The organism is Colwellia sp. MB3u-4, assembly GCF_014077065.1.
Taxonomy (GTDB): domain Bacteria; phylum Pseudomonadota; class Gammaproteobacteria; order Enterobacterales; family Alteromonadaceae; genus Cognaticolwellia.
The window spans coordinates 114,342-131,704 of sequence record NZ_JACGVE010000066.1; the positions used below are offsets into that span (position 1 = coordinate 114,342).

Sequence of the window (17,363 nt, forward strand, 5' to 3'; positions counted from 1 at the left end):
TTATAAGCTAACAAAAATCTATCGAAAAAAACGAAATAAGGCATGGGTGAACACCAAAATTAACACTCTTTTTTTTCATCTATTTATCTACATTATTTGCACTCGCTCTTGTCAGTACCTCTTCAATATTAGGGTTAACTACCTACCAATTAAGCCAATATTGATCTTAATCAATATTGGGCCTTATAAACTAGTGCTACCTGAGGAACTAACTGCCAAGCTAAATACAATTAGATTATTAAGTGATCTGTAGCCGATGTTTCTGCAGACAATATTAATCGGACAAACTGTGAGTAAAATTTTCACAATACGCTAGTTTACATTGTGCGGTAATCGCAGCATATATTTATTGTTTGAGTGGGCCGCTGACTAGGCTATACCTCAGCAATTAGGCGTAATACTTTGCTATAGAAAAGAAAATTATATGTTTTATTATCAAACGTTAAAGCCGTTATAAGGCGTGATGTTAAAGATGACAGTATTTCAAATGCTCTAGAAAAAGTCAGTTCAAAAGTGTATCCCTTATTTTCCCATTACTTATTAAATAAGTGATTAAATAAGAGGTTGAATTAATAATGTATTTAATGAGTGATTTAGTTAAACCGGCCAAAAAAAATTAAGGAATAATAATGAAATATACCCTGCTTACTTTACTTGTCATTATGTCATTAACACTACTGAGTTGTAGTGAAGGCGTTGATTCACCACGAGGCTTTAGTCTGCCTAAAGGCAATATTGACTCAGGAAAAAAAGTATTTTTAAAGTTTAAATGTTCAGCTTGCCACACACTTAACAATGTTAATGATATTGAAATTGCTGAAGAAAATGTTGAAAAACATCCAACAATTGCTATTACTATTGGTGGTAATAAAACCCGAATCGTCACTTACGCAGAGTTAGTGACTTCGGTTATCAACCCTTCGCATAAATTTTCTAGCCCATATTTACCAGCAGCTAAAGCTGCAGATGGTCAATCAAATATGAAGATCTTTAATGATGTGATGACCGTCACTGAACTTATTGATTTAGTATCTTTTTTACAGCCCAATTATCAACTAGTGCCTTATAAACACACCAAGTATCAATACTATCCACATTAATTATTAGGGAGTTTTCAATGAATATTAAATTTTTTGGTGCTACCAGAGAAGTTACTGGTTCGTGCTATTTGATACAAGTTAATAATAAAAACATATTACTCGAATGTGGCATGTTACAAGGCTCTAAAAGTCATGAACGACATAATCATGACCCCTTCCCGTTTGATGTTGCCCAACTTGATGCCGTGATTGTTAGCCACGCTCATCTTGATCACACAGGGCGTTTACCCATGCTAATAAAAGAAGGTTATCATGGCAATATATACACCCATAGTGCGACCGCAGATCTAGCTGAAATTATGCTGGTTGATTCTGGTTATATCCATGAAAAAGAAGCACGCTGGGAAAACAAAAAACGTGAACGTAAAGGCTTAGCATTAATAGAGCCACTTTACACCACTGAAGAAGCGACCAGAACACTACAATATTTTCAAGGCCTTAGTTATGACAAAGAATTAGAAATTTGTTCTGGCGTTAAACTCACCCTCAGAGATGCAGGCCACATTATTGGTTCAGCTATTGTTGAATTAACCCTTACTGAAAATGGCGAAAGTAAAAAAGTTGTTTTTAGTGGTGATTTAGGCCATAAAAACGCCCCTATTTTGCGCGATCCTTTTCAAGTTAAATATGCTGATCTCGTGATAATGGAAAGCACTTATGGAGACCGACTCCATCGCAGTTGGGCGGATACTTGGCAAGAAATGGGCGATATTATTGCCCATGCTAAAAGCAGCAAAGGCAATATATTAATTCCAGCTTTTACTGTTGGTAGAACGCAAGAGTTACTCTATGAATTTAAACAACACTTTGACGCGTGGCAACTGGATGACTGGCAAATTTTTCTCGATAGCCCTATGGGGATAAAAGCGACCAAGGTCTATGCCAAACACAGGGAAGTTTATGATAAAAAAGCGACAGATGTTGAAGAAAATCATCAGGGTATATTTGATTTACCTAACCTGCACATGTCAGAAACAACTGAATACTCAATGATGATCAATCAAATAAAATCAGGAGCAATTATTATTGCCGGTAGTGGTATGTGCACAGGAGGCCGAATTAAACACCATTTTAAACATAACATTTGGCGGAAAAATGCCCACGTGATTATTGTTGGCTTTCAAGCCAGAGGCACCTTAGGCCGGTCACTTGTTGATGGTACTGAAAATATTAATTTATGGGGTGAAAAGGTACAAGTTAATGCCCAAATTCACACTATTGGAGGTTTTTCAGCTCATGCCGACCAACAAGGATTATTAGACTGGTATCAAGGATTTGAAAATACACCGCCAGTAGTACTTGTGCATGGCGAGGAAGAAGCCATGAGCGTATTAGCACAAAAATTAAAACATCAATACCAAGCTAATGTCGTGCAAGCCAGCTATAAGCAAAATATTATTATCTAAACAAGGGAGACATTTATGTATAAGCACATTTTATTTGCGACAGAGCTAAATGAAACTAAAAGTTATATTGAAGATAAGGTCGAAAAATGGAAGCAGCTGACTCAAGCTAAACTGAGTATTGTTCACGTGGTAGAGCCAATAGCTAACATTTATTATGGTGGTGTGTATGGCGTTGTGCCTAACCTTGACGCTTCAGACAGTGTTAGCACAACAAAAATATTTCAAGACCGCGCCAAAGAGGCCCTACAGCCTTTGGTTAAAAGGCTTAATATTTCTGAGAAAAATTTGCATATACCCGTAGGACAAACGAGTGAGGAAATATTAGCCTTTGCTGAGCAGCATAAAGTTGATTTAATTATAACCGGCAGCCATGGCGTGCATGGTTTACGATTATTATTAGGCTCCACCGCAAATGCCCTTTTACACGGCGCAAAATGTGATGTACTCGCCGTACGATTTGATGAATAACCTTATTAAAATAGTGCGTTCGGGGCCCTAAAATGAGTATAGCTTTTACTTATTCTAAACATTAATTAAATACTGGGTTTATAAAGCTGCAAAATAATATTTGCAGCTTTATCACTGGCCTATTTCACTGCCCAGTCGCCAAAAAATATAAACAGCCAAACAATTTTTAATTCACTATATTTTAACCTGAGCCAAACAGCTGATAACCAAGGTTTTTATAAGTCGGAGTTTATGCCTTCAGGTTAAGTTTTGACAGCCCAAATTAAATATTTAATCAAAATGATGAGGTAAGACCCAACCCAGAAAAAGCTGTTAAAAACAATAATAAATAAAGTATGAAGAAGGTTACGTGCGCAGTAAAGCTCGGCCCTAACCATTATCTTAGTGAGAAGGACTTTTCACCTTATGTTAAAACTAAAAGCTGTTGCCATTGACACATTTAAAGAAAATGTTGCCTACTTGCATCGCGATTGCCCACTCTATCGCACCGAGGGTTTTCAGGCGTTAATGAAGATAGAAATTTACATAACGGGCAATGGTGGTCCGGTGCTTGCGGTATTAAACATTGTTGATGACTGCACTATTGTTGATATTAATGAGCTGGGTTTAAGTATCCAAGCTTTTAAACAATTAGGCAAAGAACAGGGAGTTGACGTAAGAATCGCGCCAGCTAAACCCCCAATATCACTTAAAGCCGTGCATCGTAAAATTGCCGGTGAATCGTTAAAAAAAGATGAGTTTCACCTTATTTGCCAAGATATTTTAGAAAACCGTTACTCCAAAATGGAAATTGCCGCATTTTTAGTCGCCTGTAGCCATAACGGCTTAGAACGACAAGAAGTCTTGTTTTTAACAAAAGCCATGGTTGATACCGGCGAAGTTTTAAACTGGGGTGAAAATATAGTTGTTGATAAACATTGTATAGGCGGTATTCCTGGTAATCGTACAACTATGATAGTCATGCCAATTGTAGCGGCACACGGTATGTTAATGCCTAAAACGTCTAGCCGAGCCATTACCTCACCTGCGGGTACCGCCGACACCATGGAAGTGTTAGCTAACGTAGAGCTTTCTATTGAAGAAATGAAAAAGGTAGTACATCAACATCGTGCCATGTTGACCTGGGGTGGCACAGCAAGACTAGCACCTGTTGATGATATTTTAATTTCGGTTGAACGCCCTTTATCAATGGACTCAACCGGACAACTGGTTGCCTCTATTTTATCTAAAAAAATAGCCGCGGGTTCAACACATCTACTCATTGATATACCGGTAGGCCCATCCGCTAAAATTCACAATAACCAAGCGGCGTTAGCCTTAAGAAAATTATTTGAATATATTGGCGATCTCTTTGGTTTACATATCGATGTAGTGATCAGTGATGGCTCTCAACCTATCGGCAATGGTGTAGGCCCTGCATTAGAGGCAAGAGATGTCCAACAAGTGTTAACTAACCACAAAAATGCACCCAGTGATTTACGTGAAAAATCGCTACGTTTAGCCGGTAGGATTTTAGAGTTTGACCCCGATGTAAGAGGTGGACAAGGTTACAATATTGCCCGAGACATTTTGGAATCGGGCCGAGCCTTTGAAAAAATGCAAGCCATTATCCTTGCACAAGGAGCACAACCCAAAAAACAAGGTAAAGCCCCATTAGAATATGCCATGCTCGCAAGTAAAAGTGGCTATATTAGCGCTATAAACAACTTAAATATTGCCCATGTTGCGAGTTTAGCGGGTGCCCCTATAGAGAAAAGTGCCGGTGTTGACCTGATTAAAAAAGTAGCCGATAAAGTCAAAAAAGGTGACACACTTTTTATTATCTATGCCAGTTTTAAAAGTGACTTTGAATTTTCGACACAATTTGCCCATGAGAACAATGCTTATGTGATAGCGAAAAATCCGCCCTCAACAGACGACAACTACTTTATTTAATATAAGTCCTTAGGAGCAACAATGACCTTAATACTAGGCTTTGATGATTATTTGTTACCTGCTCAGCAGCTAGCTAAAAGTTTATCGGCGGCGTTTAAGCAGGTAGAGTTACACCAATTTCCTGATGGTGAAACCAAGGTAACTTTGCCAACAGTACTGCCAAAGCAGATTATTATTTGCCGAACATTAAATAACCCCAATGCAAAAATTACTGAACTGATCATCACAGCAGCAGCCGCCAGAAACCAAGGCGTTAAGCACATCACCTTAGTAGCGCCCTACTTATGCTATATGCGGCAAGATATTGCTTTTAATCCCGGAGAAGCTGTTAGTCAAAAAATTATTGGTAACTTGCTTGCCGCATATTTTGATAGCGTTATTACTATCGACCCACATTTACACCGTATCAATAACCTAAATGAAGCCATTCCCATTACTCAAGCCTGCGCTTTGCATGCCACGAGTGCTATGTCACAATTTTTACAACAACAATTTAGTCATCCTGTTCTTATTGGCCCTGATGAAGAGTCTGAGCAGTGGGTAAAAGCTATCGCTCAACCACACGAGTGGCCTTATGTGATTGCGACAAAAGCGCGTTTTGGTGATAAAAACGTTGCGGTTAGCTTGAACACACAGGATAAAAATAACATTAAAGCCATAAGCTTAAGCAACCGAGACGTGATTATAGTCGATGATATTGCCAGCACTGGAAAAACCCTAGAACAAGCCGTTAAACAAATACAACAACAAGCCCCTATGAGTATTTCAATCATAGTCACTCACGCCTTTTTTGTTGATAACGCCTTAACAAGGTTAAAGGATATGGGTGTGAAAAATATTTGGAGTTCAGACAGCGTATTACATAGCACTAATGCCTTTAGTATTATCGATAAGGTAGCAAGGCAGTTACAAAAGATGAAAATAACAGACTAAAGCCAACCGACATTAAACCTACATAGTGATACGGGTATAACATCACCTTGGCCAATCTTTGCAGCTAAGAATTTATTCCATCAACAGCTAAGCAAAGACAAACAGACCAGAAATCAAAAACTGTCAGCTATTGTTTTCTGTTAACTGAAAGCTGATAGCTATTTTACTAACAGCTTTCGATTCAAACCTAAGGCACTATAGTCCAACCTAGAAAAGACTTAAAAGCGAGCCTTATGATCTTAAAGTTAATGTCACTAACACAATACCATGATCAGTACTTTCGCCATCACGTTCAAAAATAGGATTAATTAAATGTCGGTCATATGTGTGATAGTCACTGACTTGATAAAGACTGTCGTGATAACCGGCATCAAATTCACAGGAAAATAAAAGGTAATCGAGTACCGAGCTGCCAGCACCAAAGTAATGAGTCGGGGTACGCGTTACCTTTTCTGCTTGACTAGCAGGCTTAGTTTCATGGCTGTCATTAGTTTGTGCTACTTGGAATAAATCCCAAGCGTCGCTTAAACAATATTTGGCCAGATAAGCATCACGATCAATCGCAGAAACAAAGCGTAAGGTGTTCGTGAGTAAATGACTTAACACGCCATCAGCTAAGCTATTATTAAAGTCACCCATTAATATCATAGGATGAGCAGTGGCCTCTCGTCGTTCAATCATATCAATCATTAATAAGGTTGCTTCACTACCACGCTGTATAGTGGAACCCCAACCGCCCGCTACTTGTGCTTTTAAGCTCTCAATAATGGTTTTTTCTGCTGAGCGTTTTTTATCTTGCTCATCAACTTCAAGCATTGAACGTTTAGATTTAAAGTGCACCACATAACAGTCACAATGACCCATATGAGGTACTTCAATCGTTGCTCTGATAACTTTACGACTAAAAGAAAAATCATTAGCTAAACCTAAACCTTCGGCAAGTTCAGTGTTTGGTTTTACCGCATTGACTTCAACAATAGGATAACGTGAAGCTATGGCGACAACAGGACGTTGGTAAATAAAATCATCAATGACCAGGGGTTGATCAACCACGGCAAAATAAGCATAACCCTGACCAGCAACTAATGCTTTTAGCGACTCTGTACTAAAAACCTCCTGAAAACCAATAATATCTGGCTGATGTTCAGCCAAATAATCAGCCACCCATTTTTGCTTTTTTTGCCATTGCTCTGCGCTATAAATACGCTCAAAATCATAAAAAGCATTAGGGGGTTCAAGGTAATTGAACAAATTAAAAGTAGCCACTTTAAGTTCGGTATTGGTTTCTGATATAGATACAGCTTCAGAGGAAAATTGCTGATTTATTGCTTTTTTATCTGCTTGGTGGATAATATTAACTCTAAGAAAAAGATGATAAATAATTATACCCTATCGTTTCTTAAAATTATTAACTTAAAAACCAGCAAAATAAATTATCCCAAGTTTTATCCTACTGGTTTATCAAACTACTAGGGTAAAAATCCCTAAAGCTTTATTTTCTGTAAGGTGAATGCGCCGCGAATATCACCCAACTTGAAACCTGTGGCTTGATCGTTTGGATATAACTCGTTCACTTTATTACTTACGTCATCAGCTAACTTGCTGCCATGGCATGCTAGGCATAAACCACCCGTAGGTATTGCCTTCATATAACGCAAAACAGTTTTCTCACCCACTTGCACTACTTCAGAATGTTCCATGGTATTTATATCTTCTCCTACCGCTTTGCGTATTTCAAACTGGCGTAAAATAGTTGCTTCCCAAACATCAGGTGCATTGCTGGTATTACGCACTTTCAGTGAAGTTCGAGCGATATTCCATGCTGACAAGGCAGAATTTTTTTCAGCAATAGCTCCGGCTTGTGTATTACACACCTCTAGTGCTTTGATAGGGCCGGCTGTTTTCATCGTCGTGATTAAGACAGATTTTAAATCGCTGCCAAAAGCCTTTACTAAAGAGCGCGCTTGCTGAATATCTTGCATAGGCAGGGTTTCATCGGCATTAACAAGTAATGGTGACATTACTAAAACACTGGTTAATAACAGATTAATACTGATTGATTTCATATACTTCTCCATTGTTATGGTGTGTTACTGTTTATAAAGAAAATGTAGATTAATTTCCTGTACTTTTGTCATAAATCATCTTATTTTCTGCACATGGAATTAAACCCAGTATTAAAAAAAGCCACTGATTGAGTGAATTAATATCGACACACTCATGATTAATAAAAATATAGCAAAAAATTTCTTGAGTTTTTCTTGGGGTACATTGGTTGCTATTTTTTGACCAAATAAACTACTAACTGAACCAATAAGAGCAAAAATAACAATTACTTGCCAGTTTAATTTTAAATCGATCTGTGTTGAAATAGAAAAGTATTTAATAAAACCTGTTAACGACTGCAGCGTGATTATGGCTAGACTCGTTGCCACGGCATAGACCATATTCATCCGAGTAAATGCAAGTAATGCAGGAACAATAAGAAAACCGCCCCCTACGCCAACCAGTCCAGTAATACTGCCAACAATAGCACCAATAAAAACCAATTTAAGCACAACATTATCGCTAAGCGTTTTGTCAGGAGCGTTAACCTGACCTTTTAGCATTGAAAATGCTGCTAGCAGCATAATCACCGCGAACAGACTTAGCTGTTCACTACCTGAAAAGTAAATAGAAAGCCCGGCTGCAAGATAGCTAAATAACATACTTGGCAAACCAAACTGCAACACAACCGGCCAATGGATCATTTTATTTTGTTGGTATTTTACTGCCCCCGAAAACGCAATGATCCCGACAATGGCGAGTGAGCTTGCAATAGCGGTTTTTTCATCTTGGCCAACAATATAAGTCAACGCAGGCACAGTTAATATCGAGCCACCTGAGCCTAGCAAGCCCAAGCTCAGGCCAATAAGTATCGCAACAAAAATAATAAGCATAAATTCGATCATGATTAATTACTTAAAGGCATTTATAGGTAGCGTTAAATACTGCAAGCCATTATCTGCGGCTTTTGGAAAGTGCCCTGCTCGAATATTGATTTGCACTGAGGGTAAAATCAGTTTTGGCATAGCCAAGGTCATATCTCTTTTATTTCTAAAAGCGACATATTCTTGCGCTGAAACATGGCTATTAATATGAATATTTTTCAATTTTTGCTCGGCGACACTGCTTTGCCAAACATATTGTTCTCTGCCCTCAGCTTTATAATCATGTCCGATGAAAATACAGGTATTGTCAGGCAGCGAAAATATTTTTTGAATGGAGTGATATAAAGTTTCAGCATCACCACCGGGGAAATCACACCGAGCGGTACCATAGTCAGGCATAAATAAAGTATCGCCAACAAAAACGTTGTTATCAATAAGGTAACTTACACAAGCTGGTGTGTGTCCAGGGGTATGTAATACCTTAATGGTGAAACGGCCTAATTCAAGTACATCACCTTCATGAAGAAGTTGATCAAACTGTTGTCCGTCAGTGCAAAATTCAGCTTCAAAATTAAAAATAGGCTTGAATATTTTTTGCACATCAACAATATGTTTACCAATGGCGATTTTACCGGCTAATTTTTTTTGCAGGTATGGCGCCGCTGTTAAGTGGTCTGCATGGGCGTGTGTTTCTAAAATCCATAAGCACTGCCATTTTTTTGCTGTGACAAAATCAATAATTTCATCCGCTAACGCCGTTGATGTCGCGCCTGATGACATATCAAAACCTAATACCGAATCAATAATGACACATTGCTTTGCGACACTGTCTGCTACTAAGTAAGTTGCGGTATTGGTTATTTCATCAAAAAAACACTTTATGGCTAAATCAGTCATTTTAATCTCTATTGAATGGGTATTTAGGTTTTAGACGTTCAAATAAAGGTTAGAACGAAATCAACAAGACAGCTACTATCTAGATTTAATACTGTCAATTTTGTTAGCGGTGATATCAGTTACCTAACCACTACATTAGCATATACTACATTAGATATCACTAATATAAAGTAGTTAATTGTAGCAATGGTTAATCACACTACATTAGTGATAAAGTACTTATCTGCATTGGTGGAACTAACCATATTTTATCTACCAGTAATATGGCATTACTTTCTGAAAAGGTATTTTCTTGAATACAAACCCTGTAAAAATGATTGTTAGTACCGTTTTCGCGCTTTTAGCCTTTGCTGCTAACTCAGTGCTATGTCGGTTAGCCTTGGGCGATAACACCATTGATGCCGCAAGCTTTACTGTTGTAAGACTGGTGTCAGGTATTATTATATTGTTAGCGTTAATCAAGGTAACCAGTAAAACTAAACCAGAAAAGCCAGCAAAAATAGAGAGTAAGTCGAAGGGAAGTTGGCTAGCCGCTAGTATGTTATTTATTTACGCGGTAAGTTTTTCCTATGGTTATATTTCATTAGATACCGGCACCGGAGCACTTATTTTATTTGGTGCGGTACAAATAACCATGATTATTACCAGCGTAATTTCAGGTAATAAGTTGCATATATCAGAATGGTTAGGCTTAAGTATTGCCTTTGGCGGCTTTGCCTATTTAGTTATTCCTAGTTTGACCACGCCGTCATTGATGGGCTTCATGCTGATGAGCATGTCAGGTATCGCTTGGGCCTTCTATACCTTGATAGGACGAAAATCTAAAAATGCGCTTAGCGATACCGCTCATAACTTCCTTAGAACTTTACCTTTTGTGTTGGCCTTGATAATTTTTGGCTTTAATAACGCATACATCACCTCGACAGGATTTTTGCTCGCGGTATTGTCTGGCGCTATTGCCTCTGGCATCGGATATTTTGTCTGGTATATCGCACTGACAACACTGTCAGTCACTCAAGCCGCGGTTGTTCAGTTGTTGGTGCCAATAATTGCAGCTATGGGTGGTGTTATATTTACCAGTGAGTTGATCTCCCTGCGCTTAATTGAGTCATCAATATTGGTACTTGGTGGTATTTTAACGGTAATACTTGGTAGGTACTATTTTGTGCAGTTGCCTGCAAAAAAAGCAGCAAAACTATAATATAAACGTGAAGGGTTTTACCCTATTTCCGAGCAAATCATTAATATTTTGGTAAAGTTAGAAGTCAATATGCAATACCGAGGTGTTAGCTAACAAGCATTGTCAACGCGAGGAATATGTAAAAATGATTTTTTATTGAGGATAATAGCGTAAATAAAGCAAAAAATTAGACCATAACCTAAAGCCAAATTTATACCTGAACTTAAACCAAACAAGCACTGACATATATAGTGTAAATTTAATAAGCTATTAATATAAAAATTTATCAATAGCTAAAAACCTAGATTAGTGACACCTATCTAGGTTTTTCTGTCTTAATTAAAACGCTTCATCTTCACTATAAACACGAACGCTAAGATCACCGTCCATACTGCTAGTCACCAAAAAGTTTATTGGCTTACAACATACTTGGCAATCTTCAATGTATTGCTGTTCCATGTCGGATGAGTCGATCAGCACTTTAATGGTTTCACCACAATAAGGACACCCTATTGACTGCTTAGTTAATTCATTCAATTTTACGTTCTCCAATATTTTTCTAACGACATTCTAAAGATATGACGAGCAAGCATAATTACTCGTTTTTACTCATATTAATGACTTCATAATACGCTAACTAAACTGATTGTTTTATTTTTTTAATCTTAGCAATGGATAAATAACAGCTTTGGTGATTTTACCATGCTGATACTTAACCAAGGGTTGGTTGACATAGCCATTAAATTTATCTGACTGCCAGGGATTTAATAAGGCTGACTCTGCCGGGACATTAGCAATTAATCCTGTGGATTTTTTCTGTTTTACTTTTTTTTTGTTTGAACTGCTACCCTTAGCTGTATCAAGGTTCTTACCAGAAGCATCAGCAGAAGAATCGGCAGGAGCAGCTTCGGCAAAGCTTTTCTCACGACTGGCGGCAACAATACAAATTTTATGTTCAGCGGCGTAAGATAACAAGCTAAATTCAACCTCACTTGCTTCTTGAATATCGAACGGGACAAGTAATACCTGAATATTGTTTAAAGCCGCCAGCTTAATCATTTCAGGTATATTCGCGTCGTCACCCGTTAGCATAGCAATCTTGATCACGCCTTGCTCTAACGGCAACTCTATAATTTTCAGCTCACTTCCTAATGCTGTCCATTGATATCTTTGACAAAAATGTAGCTGTTGTTGTGTTGCAAATATCCCCTGTTCGCTTATTAGCACAGCATGATGCGCTCCATCAATAACTAAACTCGTACACACATATTGAAAAGGTCTTAACACAGCACTGATTTGTTTAATGAGCTCAGTACACAAACAGGCCACTTGAGCCAGTTGCTCAGTGTTATTGGTGATTGCTTTATCTGCGATAAAAAATAATTCGGGTAGTTGAATAATGTCACTAAGGTTGTTTTCAATGTAATGACAAACATCTTCAATAGCTTGCTCGTCAGACTTATAGGTGGCAAATATCGCGACATTAGCCGTTTCTGGCACAGTATCATTGAGTGTGGCTTCAGTTGCAGTTGCTTGTTGCAGGGCTATTTTTTGCTGTTGATAAAGCTCAGGACGTCGTTGTTTTATAACCTTGGTACCATCAGGACGCAATTTGTTGCTCAACCCTACCCCAGCTAAGTCGATATCAGCAAAAACAAACCCTTCTTCATTGTGATCTAGCTTTGCTAACACCTTGCCATTAGGAGAGACTATTTGGCTATGGCCAACGCCCATCAGGTGCTTTTCAGCCCTTGAACTTTGACTTGAAAAATCGTCACTTTCTGCTGCAGCATATGCTTGTTCTTGCCCTTGTAAGTGCCCATGTAAGTGTTCTTGTAAACATTGTTGTGATGGCTCTGGCTGCCACAGCGAACCAATTTTATTTGCTGTGGCGACAAAGAGATTATTTTCAACTGCTCGAGCAAAGTCATGTAACTGGCTTTGATCTAATGCAAATGAACTTTGCGAATTACATAATAATTGCCCGCCGCCTAAGGCAAGCGCGCGTGATGGTTCAAAGCGAATACCATCGCTACCGGCTAACAGTCCAAGTTGTCCAAAAGGGCTTGTTACAACGCCAGAAACTTTATTGGTGCTAATAAAAAAATCACTTTCTTGGCCTGTCAGCGCTTGTTTATCCGCTTGATGAATTAGCTCTCCAAGCGGTGAAAACAAACAGGAGGTAACACTAATATTTGATTTAATCGCCGGATTTTGGTGATCGCGTGTTAGGTCTTGGCGAAGTGTTACGTTGAGCATAATATAACAATGATGCTTTTTCGCTTGCTGTGCTATCTGTTGTAAAAAATTACCATCAAGTGCTAACGCTTGATGCCAAGCTTGGTTATGGTCGACGTATGAAGACTGAGTATTACAAAATTCAGGCAAAACAATTAACGATGGCTGGCAAACCGCCGCCTGATTTATCATGCGAACACAGCTTGCTAGGTTTTCTTGAACATTTAAAGCGGTGGCAAACTGAGATACGGTGACGCGCATGATTTATATTTTCCAGATAACTAGGGGATTTTTAATTGAGTAAGGTCACAACATGACACTTTATCCACGAGATTATATCATTTACATTAAGTTTGTGACCTTGTTGTTCGCACGAAAAACAGCTCAAGTGAGTAATAACTTAATAAGATTGGACTAAATATAAGCAATACACTCCAATTTATAGTCATTTAGCTACCAATAACCTATTGGGGTAAAAACAGAGACTAAAGCTAACAACCTAGTAACAGCTAACCTTAATAAAATTTAACAGGGTTATGAATAGGCAAAAATAAAGCTCATTGATATCAATGAGCTTTGAGAACTTTTGTTACCCGCTCAAAGCAATAAAACACGGCGCTAAAAATACAGTGTTCTTATGTTAGGGCTAGTTCAGTTTGCTTAACTTTGCTTTTAGCTAAATATTTTTTCAATAATACCGGTAGTATTGTTATGTCAGTCACCAAGGCAATAACCATCGCAATACTGGTTAATAAACCGAACAACATACTAGGTACAAAATCAGAAAAAACCAAGGTACCAAAACCAAGAACAATCACTGTAGTGGTATATATTAAGGCATAACCCACTGATAAATTGGTACTCTTAACCCAAGCTTCACTACTTGCTTGCCCAAGTTTTATTTCGGCTAAATATCGATGGATATAATGAATGGTATCGTCCATTGAAATGCCCATAGCAACGGCAGCAATGGTAATAGTCATTAAATCTAATGGAATCGAAAAAATGCCTAATATGCCCATAATCACTGAGGTGGTAATTAAATTAGGTATAATGGCAATCACCGCCACTTTAAATGATGAAAAGATAATCATCAGTGTTATTGCCATAGCGCCGTAAACAATCAGTATGGTCAGTATTTGCGAATCCAGTAAACGTGACAATATATCTTGATAAAGAATAAACAAACCCGTCAGCGTATACTGCTGTTTGTCGATGCCCAAGGTTAATAATTCCTGATGAATATCTGCCAACAAGTCTGCTCTATTTAAGCCTGCAGTACTGTCTTGCACGCGCATTGAAATGCGTATTTGCTGGTCTTTTTCTGAAAAATAAGCACCAAATAACGCTTGTTGTAACTTAGGGTCTAAACTTTTATAAAGCGCGGTAAGTTCATATTCTGTTAGCGGCTTACCGTTTACCACTTGCGCAATTTTAGTAAAATCTGCAATCGAGGTTATTGCACCAATGGCTTGCTGTTTTGCTAGCATATTTTGAATAGCTGTGACCGTTTGCACCGTACTGGCTGAAATAACTAAACCTGATTTAATTTGATCATCAGGAATATCAAATAACACGTCAAAAGGTGTTGAACCGCCAAATTGTTGATCGATAAACGTTAACTCTTTTCGAACGTCGGTTGATTCACTAAAGTAATTTAAAAAACTATTTTCAGCGGTTAATTTTAAGCAGCCCCACAGGCCAATAGCAGTGACTAGCAGCGAGATAAAAACAATTTTTTTAGGTTGGTTGTTAACAAAATTGGCACTTGCTCTCATACCACGCTCAATTTGGTGGTGCTGTTTTACAAAGTCTTGTTTATTAAATATTGCCAATAATAAAGCGGGGAAAAAAACTAAACTCACAATAAAGCTGACTAACATAGCAACAACCATCATCCAACCGAAACTAATCACCGGCTGAACACCACTAAATATCAACGAGCCAAAACCAATAGCTGTGGTTAATCCGGCATAGAAACAAGGTTTAATTTTTTGTTTAATAGTTGAAAGTACTAGTTTTTTATGTGACCAGTCACTATTTTCAGTGACGAGTTCTTGATAATGAACAATCAGATGAATGATCATGGCTAATGACAAAATTATTTGCAGAGCAAAGACGTTAGCGGAAATAACCGTGACTTTAAAATCAAGTGCGGCTAATAAACCTATAGTCATCACTACACTGGCTGTACAACAAACAATGGGTAATATTACCCAACTTAATTGTCTAAACAAAAACCACAACAGCACAATAACCACCAAGATGATCAATGAACCGAAAAGTACTAAGTCATTCTCAATAATTTGAATTAGCTCATAAGACAGTAAGTTATTACCACCGAGGTAAAAGTCACCATCTTTTTTGTAAGGTAATAAAATAGCGCGAATTTTTTCAATTTCATCATTACGGGTTTGTTCAAATTTTTTATTGTAGGCTTGTTGTTGCTGTTTTAACGCTTCAAGGGCATTAAGCTCTTGTTTAGTTAGGTCTCTGGTTAATAAATGACGTTTTATTGCAATAATATCGTGATTAATTTGCGCTACTTTTTGCTCTGACTTAAAAACTACCTGTAACGACAGCGCAGTTTGGTCTTCGTTAACCAATAAGCCTTCATATAATGGGTGTTTTTTTAGACTTAGCGATAAGGTGTTTTCATCAAACTTTTGCTTTTCCCAAGTTAGGTTTTCAACTTCAGCAGAAAATGTTTTCGCTGAAGAAAAAATAGGCACATTAACAATACTTTTTACTTGTTTAACGCGAGGAATTGCTTCTATTTCATTACCAATAGTAGCAATGGAATTAAGAATAGCTGCTGAAAATAACTGACCCTTATGTGGTTTGAAGGCAATTAATATAAACTCTTCAGAGCCATAACGTTGTTCAGAAAGCTGGGTTAGAATGTAATGCTTATTATTATCAACCAATAAAGTATCAGCCGATGCATCTATTTCAAAATGCTTTGCCTCCCAAGCTAATGCGGCGGTCAATAACGTAAAAGCAAGACAAACAACATAAGCCCACATAGTCGAATTTGGTTTAAACATCATTCTTCTACCACTGGATTAATAGTATTCACCGGCATGGTTGTTGACTGTTTTTGCTGTTCAGTTTTAAAAATTTCGTTTCGACGTTCTTGACCGTCACGCTGTAAGTTTTGCATATATAAATTACGCACAAACTCATAAGGGTTTTCAACCTTGGCCAAAACATCAGGATATTTAGCTAAAATAGCGGTTTGCGCTTGTATGCCATCAACAAACAATAACTGCTGGGCCAGTGTGTCGTCATTAATATAATTAAGAGGATGTGCAAAGTAGTTAAAAGTTAATGACGCTGTGTCACGAAAATCAGACGGACCAAGTAAAGGTAAAACAAGATAAGCGCCATGCCCAACCCCATAAGTGGCAAGGGTATCACCAAAAGTGGTTTTATTGCGCTCAAATTCCATCAAACTATTAGCGGGATCAAATAAGCCAAGTAAACCTAAGGTGGTATTTATCAGCACGCGAGTAATAATTTTCCCCGACGCTGAAAATTCACCTTGTAATAAATGGTTAACAGCATAAAGTGGCTCACGTAAATTATAAAAAAAATTCCGTATACTGGTGTCAACCGGCTTAGGCACAAGGTTTTCATAGCCCTTCGCTAATGGACTTAATACGTGACGATAAATCGTATCGTTAAATTTAAAAATAGGCTCGTTGATAAAACGCAATGAGTCTTCAGGTGCCTGATAGCTGACTACACTGGGTAAATTTTGCTCAGCGGCTATTTCATAAGGACCTTTGATTGGCTGTTCACTATTGACTGATTTTTTACTAACAATTGCTTTTTCAGCTAAGTTATCGCTTGAAGACGAACACCCTACTGCTATTGATAACGTTAATATTATTAATAGATAGTGCCGTATGCTTTTATGAATTTTGTTGTTCTGGGCTAAAGTAGGACTTACGTTTTTTTTTATTATTATCATTATTAATTCTCTTCAACGTTTTAATGCATTGCTCATTAAACAGAAATGGCACCCAACAAATTTACTCTTATTTTTGCACAATTGCTTTAATTAAAAATTGCGATCTAACCATAACTAAAATTTTTGCCAGCCCTTGCATAAAATCGCTTTGATTAATTATGTTAACCATGACAGCGTTAACATGACTTAAATAGTTTAGAAAAGAGATAGGAACAGCAACAACAACTGCTAGGCTAAATATCGCTAAACTTGGCGAGTTACTTAGTTATTTAGTTATTTAGTTATTTAGTTATTTAGTTA

The 17,363-nt window shown here is 37.7% G+C and carries 14 protein-coding genes; 6 read left to right on the plus strand and 8 right to left on the minus strand.

The window, feature by feature from the left end:
* The first annotated feature begins 629 nt into the window (after window positions 1-629).
* The 5 genes from H4J61_RS03415 (at window position 630) to H4J61_RS03435 (ending at window position 5,842) form a co-directional block, all read left to right on the plus strand.
* Window positions 630-1,100, plus strand: coding sequence for a cytochrome C (locus H4J61_RS03415; protein ID WP_182183683.1), 471 nt, complete (start codon window positions 630-632; stop codon window positions 1,098-1,100).
* Between the two features lie 17 nt (window positions 1,101-1,117).
* The gene (locus tag H4J61_RS03420) at window positions 1,118-2,506 is read left to right on the plus strand and encodes an MBL fold metallo-hydrolase RNA specificity domain-containing protein (RefSeq protein ID WP_182183685.1); all 1,389 of its coding nucleotides are present in this window, start codon (window positions 1,118-1,120) and stop codon (window positions 2,504-2,506) included.
* Between the two features lie 15 nt (window positions 2,507-2,521).
* Window positions 2,522-2,974 carry a universal stress protein gene (locus H4J61_RS03425; RefSeq protein WP_182183687.1) on the plus strand — a complete coding sequence of 151 codons (453 nt, stop codon included), beginning with the start codon at window positions 2,522-2,524 and terminating at the stop codon, window positions 2,972-2,974.
* A 405-nt stretch (window positions 2,975-3,379) separates the two neighbouring features.
* Window positions 3,380-4,909, plus strand: coding sequence for a thymidine phosphorylase family protein (locus H4J61_RS03430; RefSeq protein ID WP_182183689.1), 1,530 nt, complete (start codon window positions 3,380-3,382; stop codon window positions 4,907-4,909).
* Between the two features lie 21 nt (window positions 4,910-4,930).
* Window positions 4,931-5,842 carry a ribose-phosphate diphosphokinase gene (locus H4J61_RS03435; protein ID WP_182183691.1) on the plus strand — a complete coding sequence of 304 codons (912 nt, stop codon included), beginning with the start codon at window positions 4,931-4,933 and terminating at the stop codon, window positions 5,840-5,842.
* A gap of 231 nt (window positions 5,843-6,073) precedes the next feature.
* Here the strand turns inward: H4J61_RS03435 and H4J61_RS03440 are convergent, their stop codons facing one another.
* The 4 genes from H4J61_RS03440 to H4J61_RS03455 all read right to left on the minus strand — a co-directional run bounded on the left by H4J61_RS03440 (window position 6,074) and on the right by H4J61_RS03455 (window position 9,669).
* Window positions 6,074-7,108, minus strand: coding sequence for an endonuclease/exonuclease/phosphatase family protein (locus H4J61_RS03440; RefSeq protein WP_310650027.1), 1,035 nt, complete (start codon window positions 7,106-7,108; stop codon window positions 6,074-6,076).
* Between the two features lie 218 nt (window positions 7,109-7,326).
* Complete coding sequence (locus H4J61_RS03445) at window positions 7,327-7,908, minus strand: DUF3365 domain-containing protein (protein ID WP_220461174.1); 582 nt, start codon at window positions 7,906-7,908, stop codon at window positions 7,327-7,329.
* 111 nt (window positions 7,909-8,019) lie between these two features.
* Window positions 8,020-8,793: a sulfite exporter TauE/SafE family protein gene (locus H4J61_RS03450; protein ID WP_220461175.1), complete on the minus strand. Its 774-nt coding sequence runs from the start codon at window positions 8,791-8,793 to the stop codon at window positions 8,020-8,022.
* A 6-nt stretch (window positions 8,794-8,799) separates the two neighbouring features.
* Window positions 8,800-9,669: an MBL fold metallo-hydrolase gene (locus H4J61_RS03455; RefSeq protein WP_182137936.1), complete on the minus strand. Its 870-nt coding sequence runs from the start codon at window positions 9,667-9,669 to the stop codon at window positions 8,800-8,802.
* Between the two features lie 313 nt (window positions 9,670-9,982).
* Here H4J61_RS03455 and H4J61_RS03460 point away from each other — a divergent pair, with 313 nt between their 5' ends.
* Window positions 9,983-10,870 (plus strand): DMT family transporter, encoded by an 888-nt coding sequence (locus tag H4J61_RS03460; protein WP_182183718.1) that lies wholly within the window; start codon window positions 9,983-9,985, stop codon window positions 10,868-10,870.
* Window positions 10,871-11,188: 318 nt separating this feature from the next.
* Here the strand turns inward: H4J61_RS03460 and H4J61_RS03465 are convergent, their stop codons facing one another.
* From H4J61_RS03465 to H4J61_RS03480, 4 genes are all read right to left on the minus strand, one after another.
* Window positions 11,189-11,386, minus strand: coding sequence for a CPXCG motif-containing cysteine-rich protein (locus H4J61_RS03465; RefSeq protein ID WP_182137935.1), 198 nt, complete (start codon window positions 11,384-11,386; stop codon window positions 11,189-11,191).
* A gap of 114 nt (window positions 11,387-11,500) precedes the next feature.
* Window positions 11,501-13,348, minus strand: a complete 1,848-nt coding sequence (locus H4J61_RS03470) for a nitrilase-related carbon-nitrogen hydrolase (RefSeq protein ID WP_182183694.1) — start codon at window positions 13,346-13,348, stop codon at window positions 11,501-11,503.
* A gap of 374 nt (window positions 13,349-13,722) precedes the next feature.
* Window positions 13,723-16,137, minus strand: coding sequence for an RND family transporter (locus tag H4J61_RS03475; RefSeq protein WP_220461176.1), 2,415 nt, complete (start codon window positions 16,135-16,137; stop codon window positions 13,723-13,725).
* Complete coding sequence (locus H4J61_RS03480; RefSeq protein ID WP_182183696.1) at window positions 16,134-17,063, minus strand: VacJ family lipoprotein; 930 nt, start codon at window positions 17,061-17,063, stop codon at window positions 16,134-16,136. Before H4J61_RS03480 ends, H4J61_RS03475 begins: the two co-directional genes overlap by 4 nt.
* Window positions 17,064-17,363 lie beyond the last annotated feature (300 nt).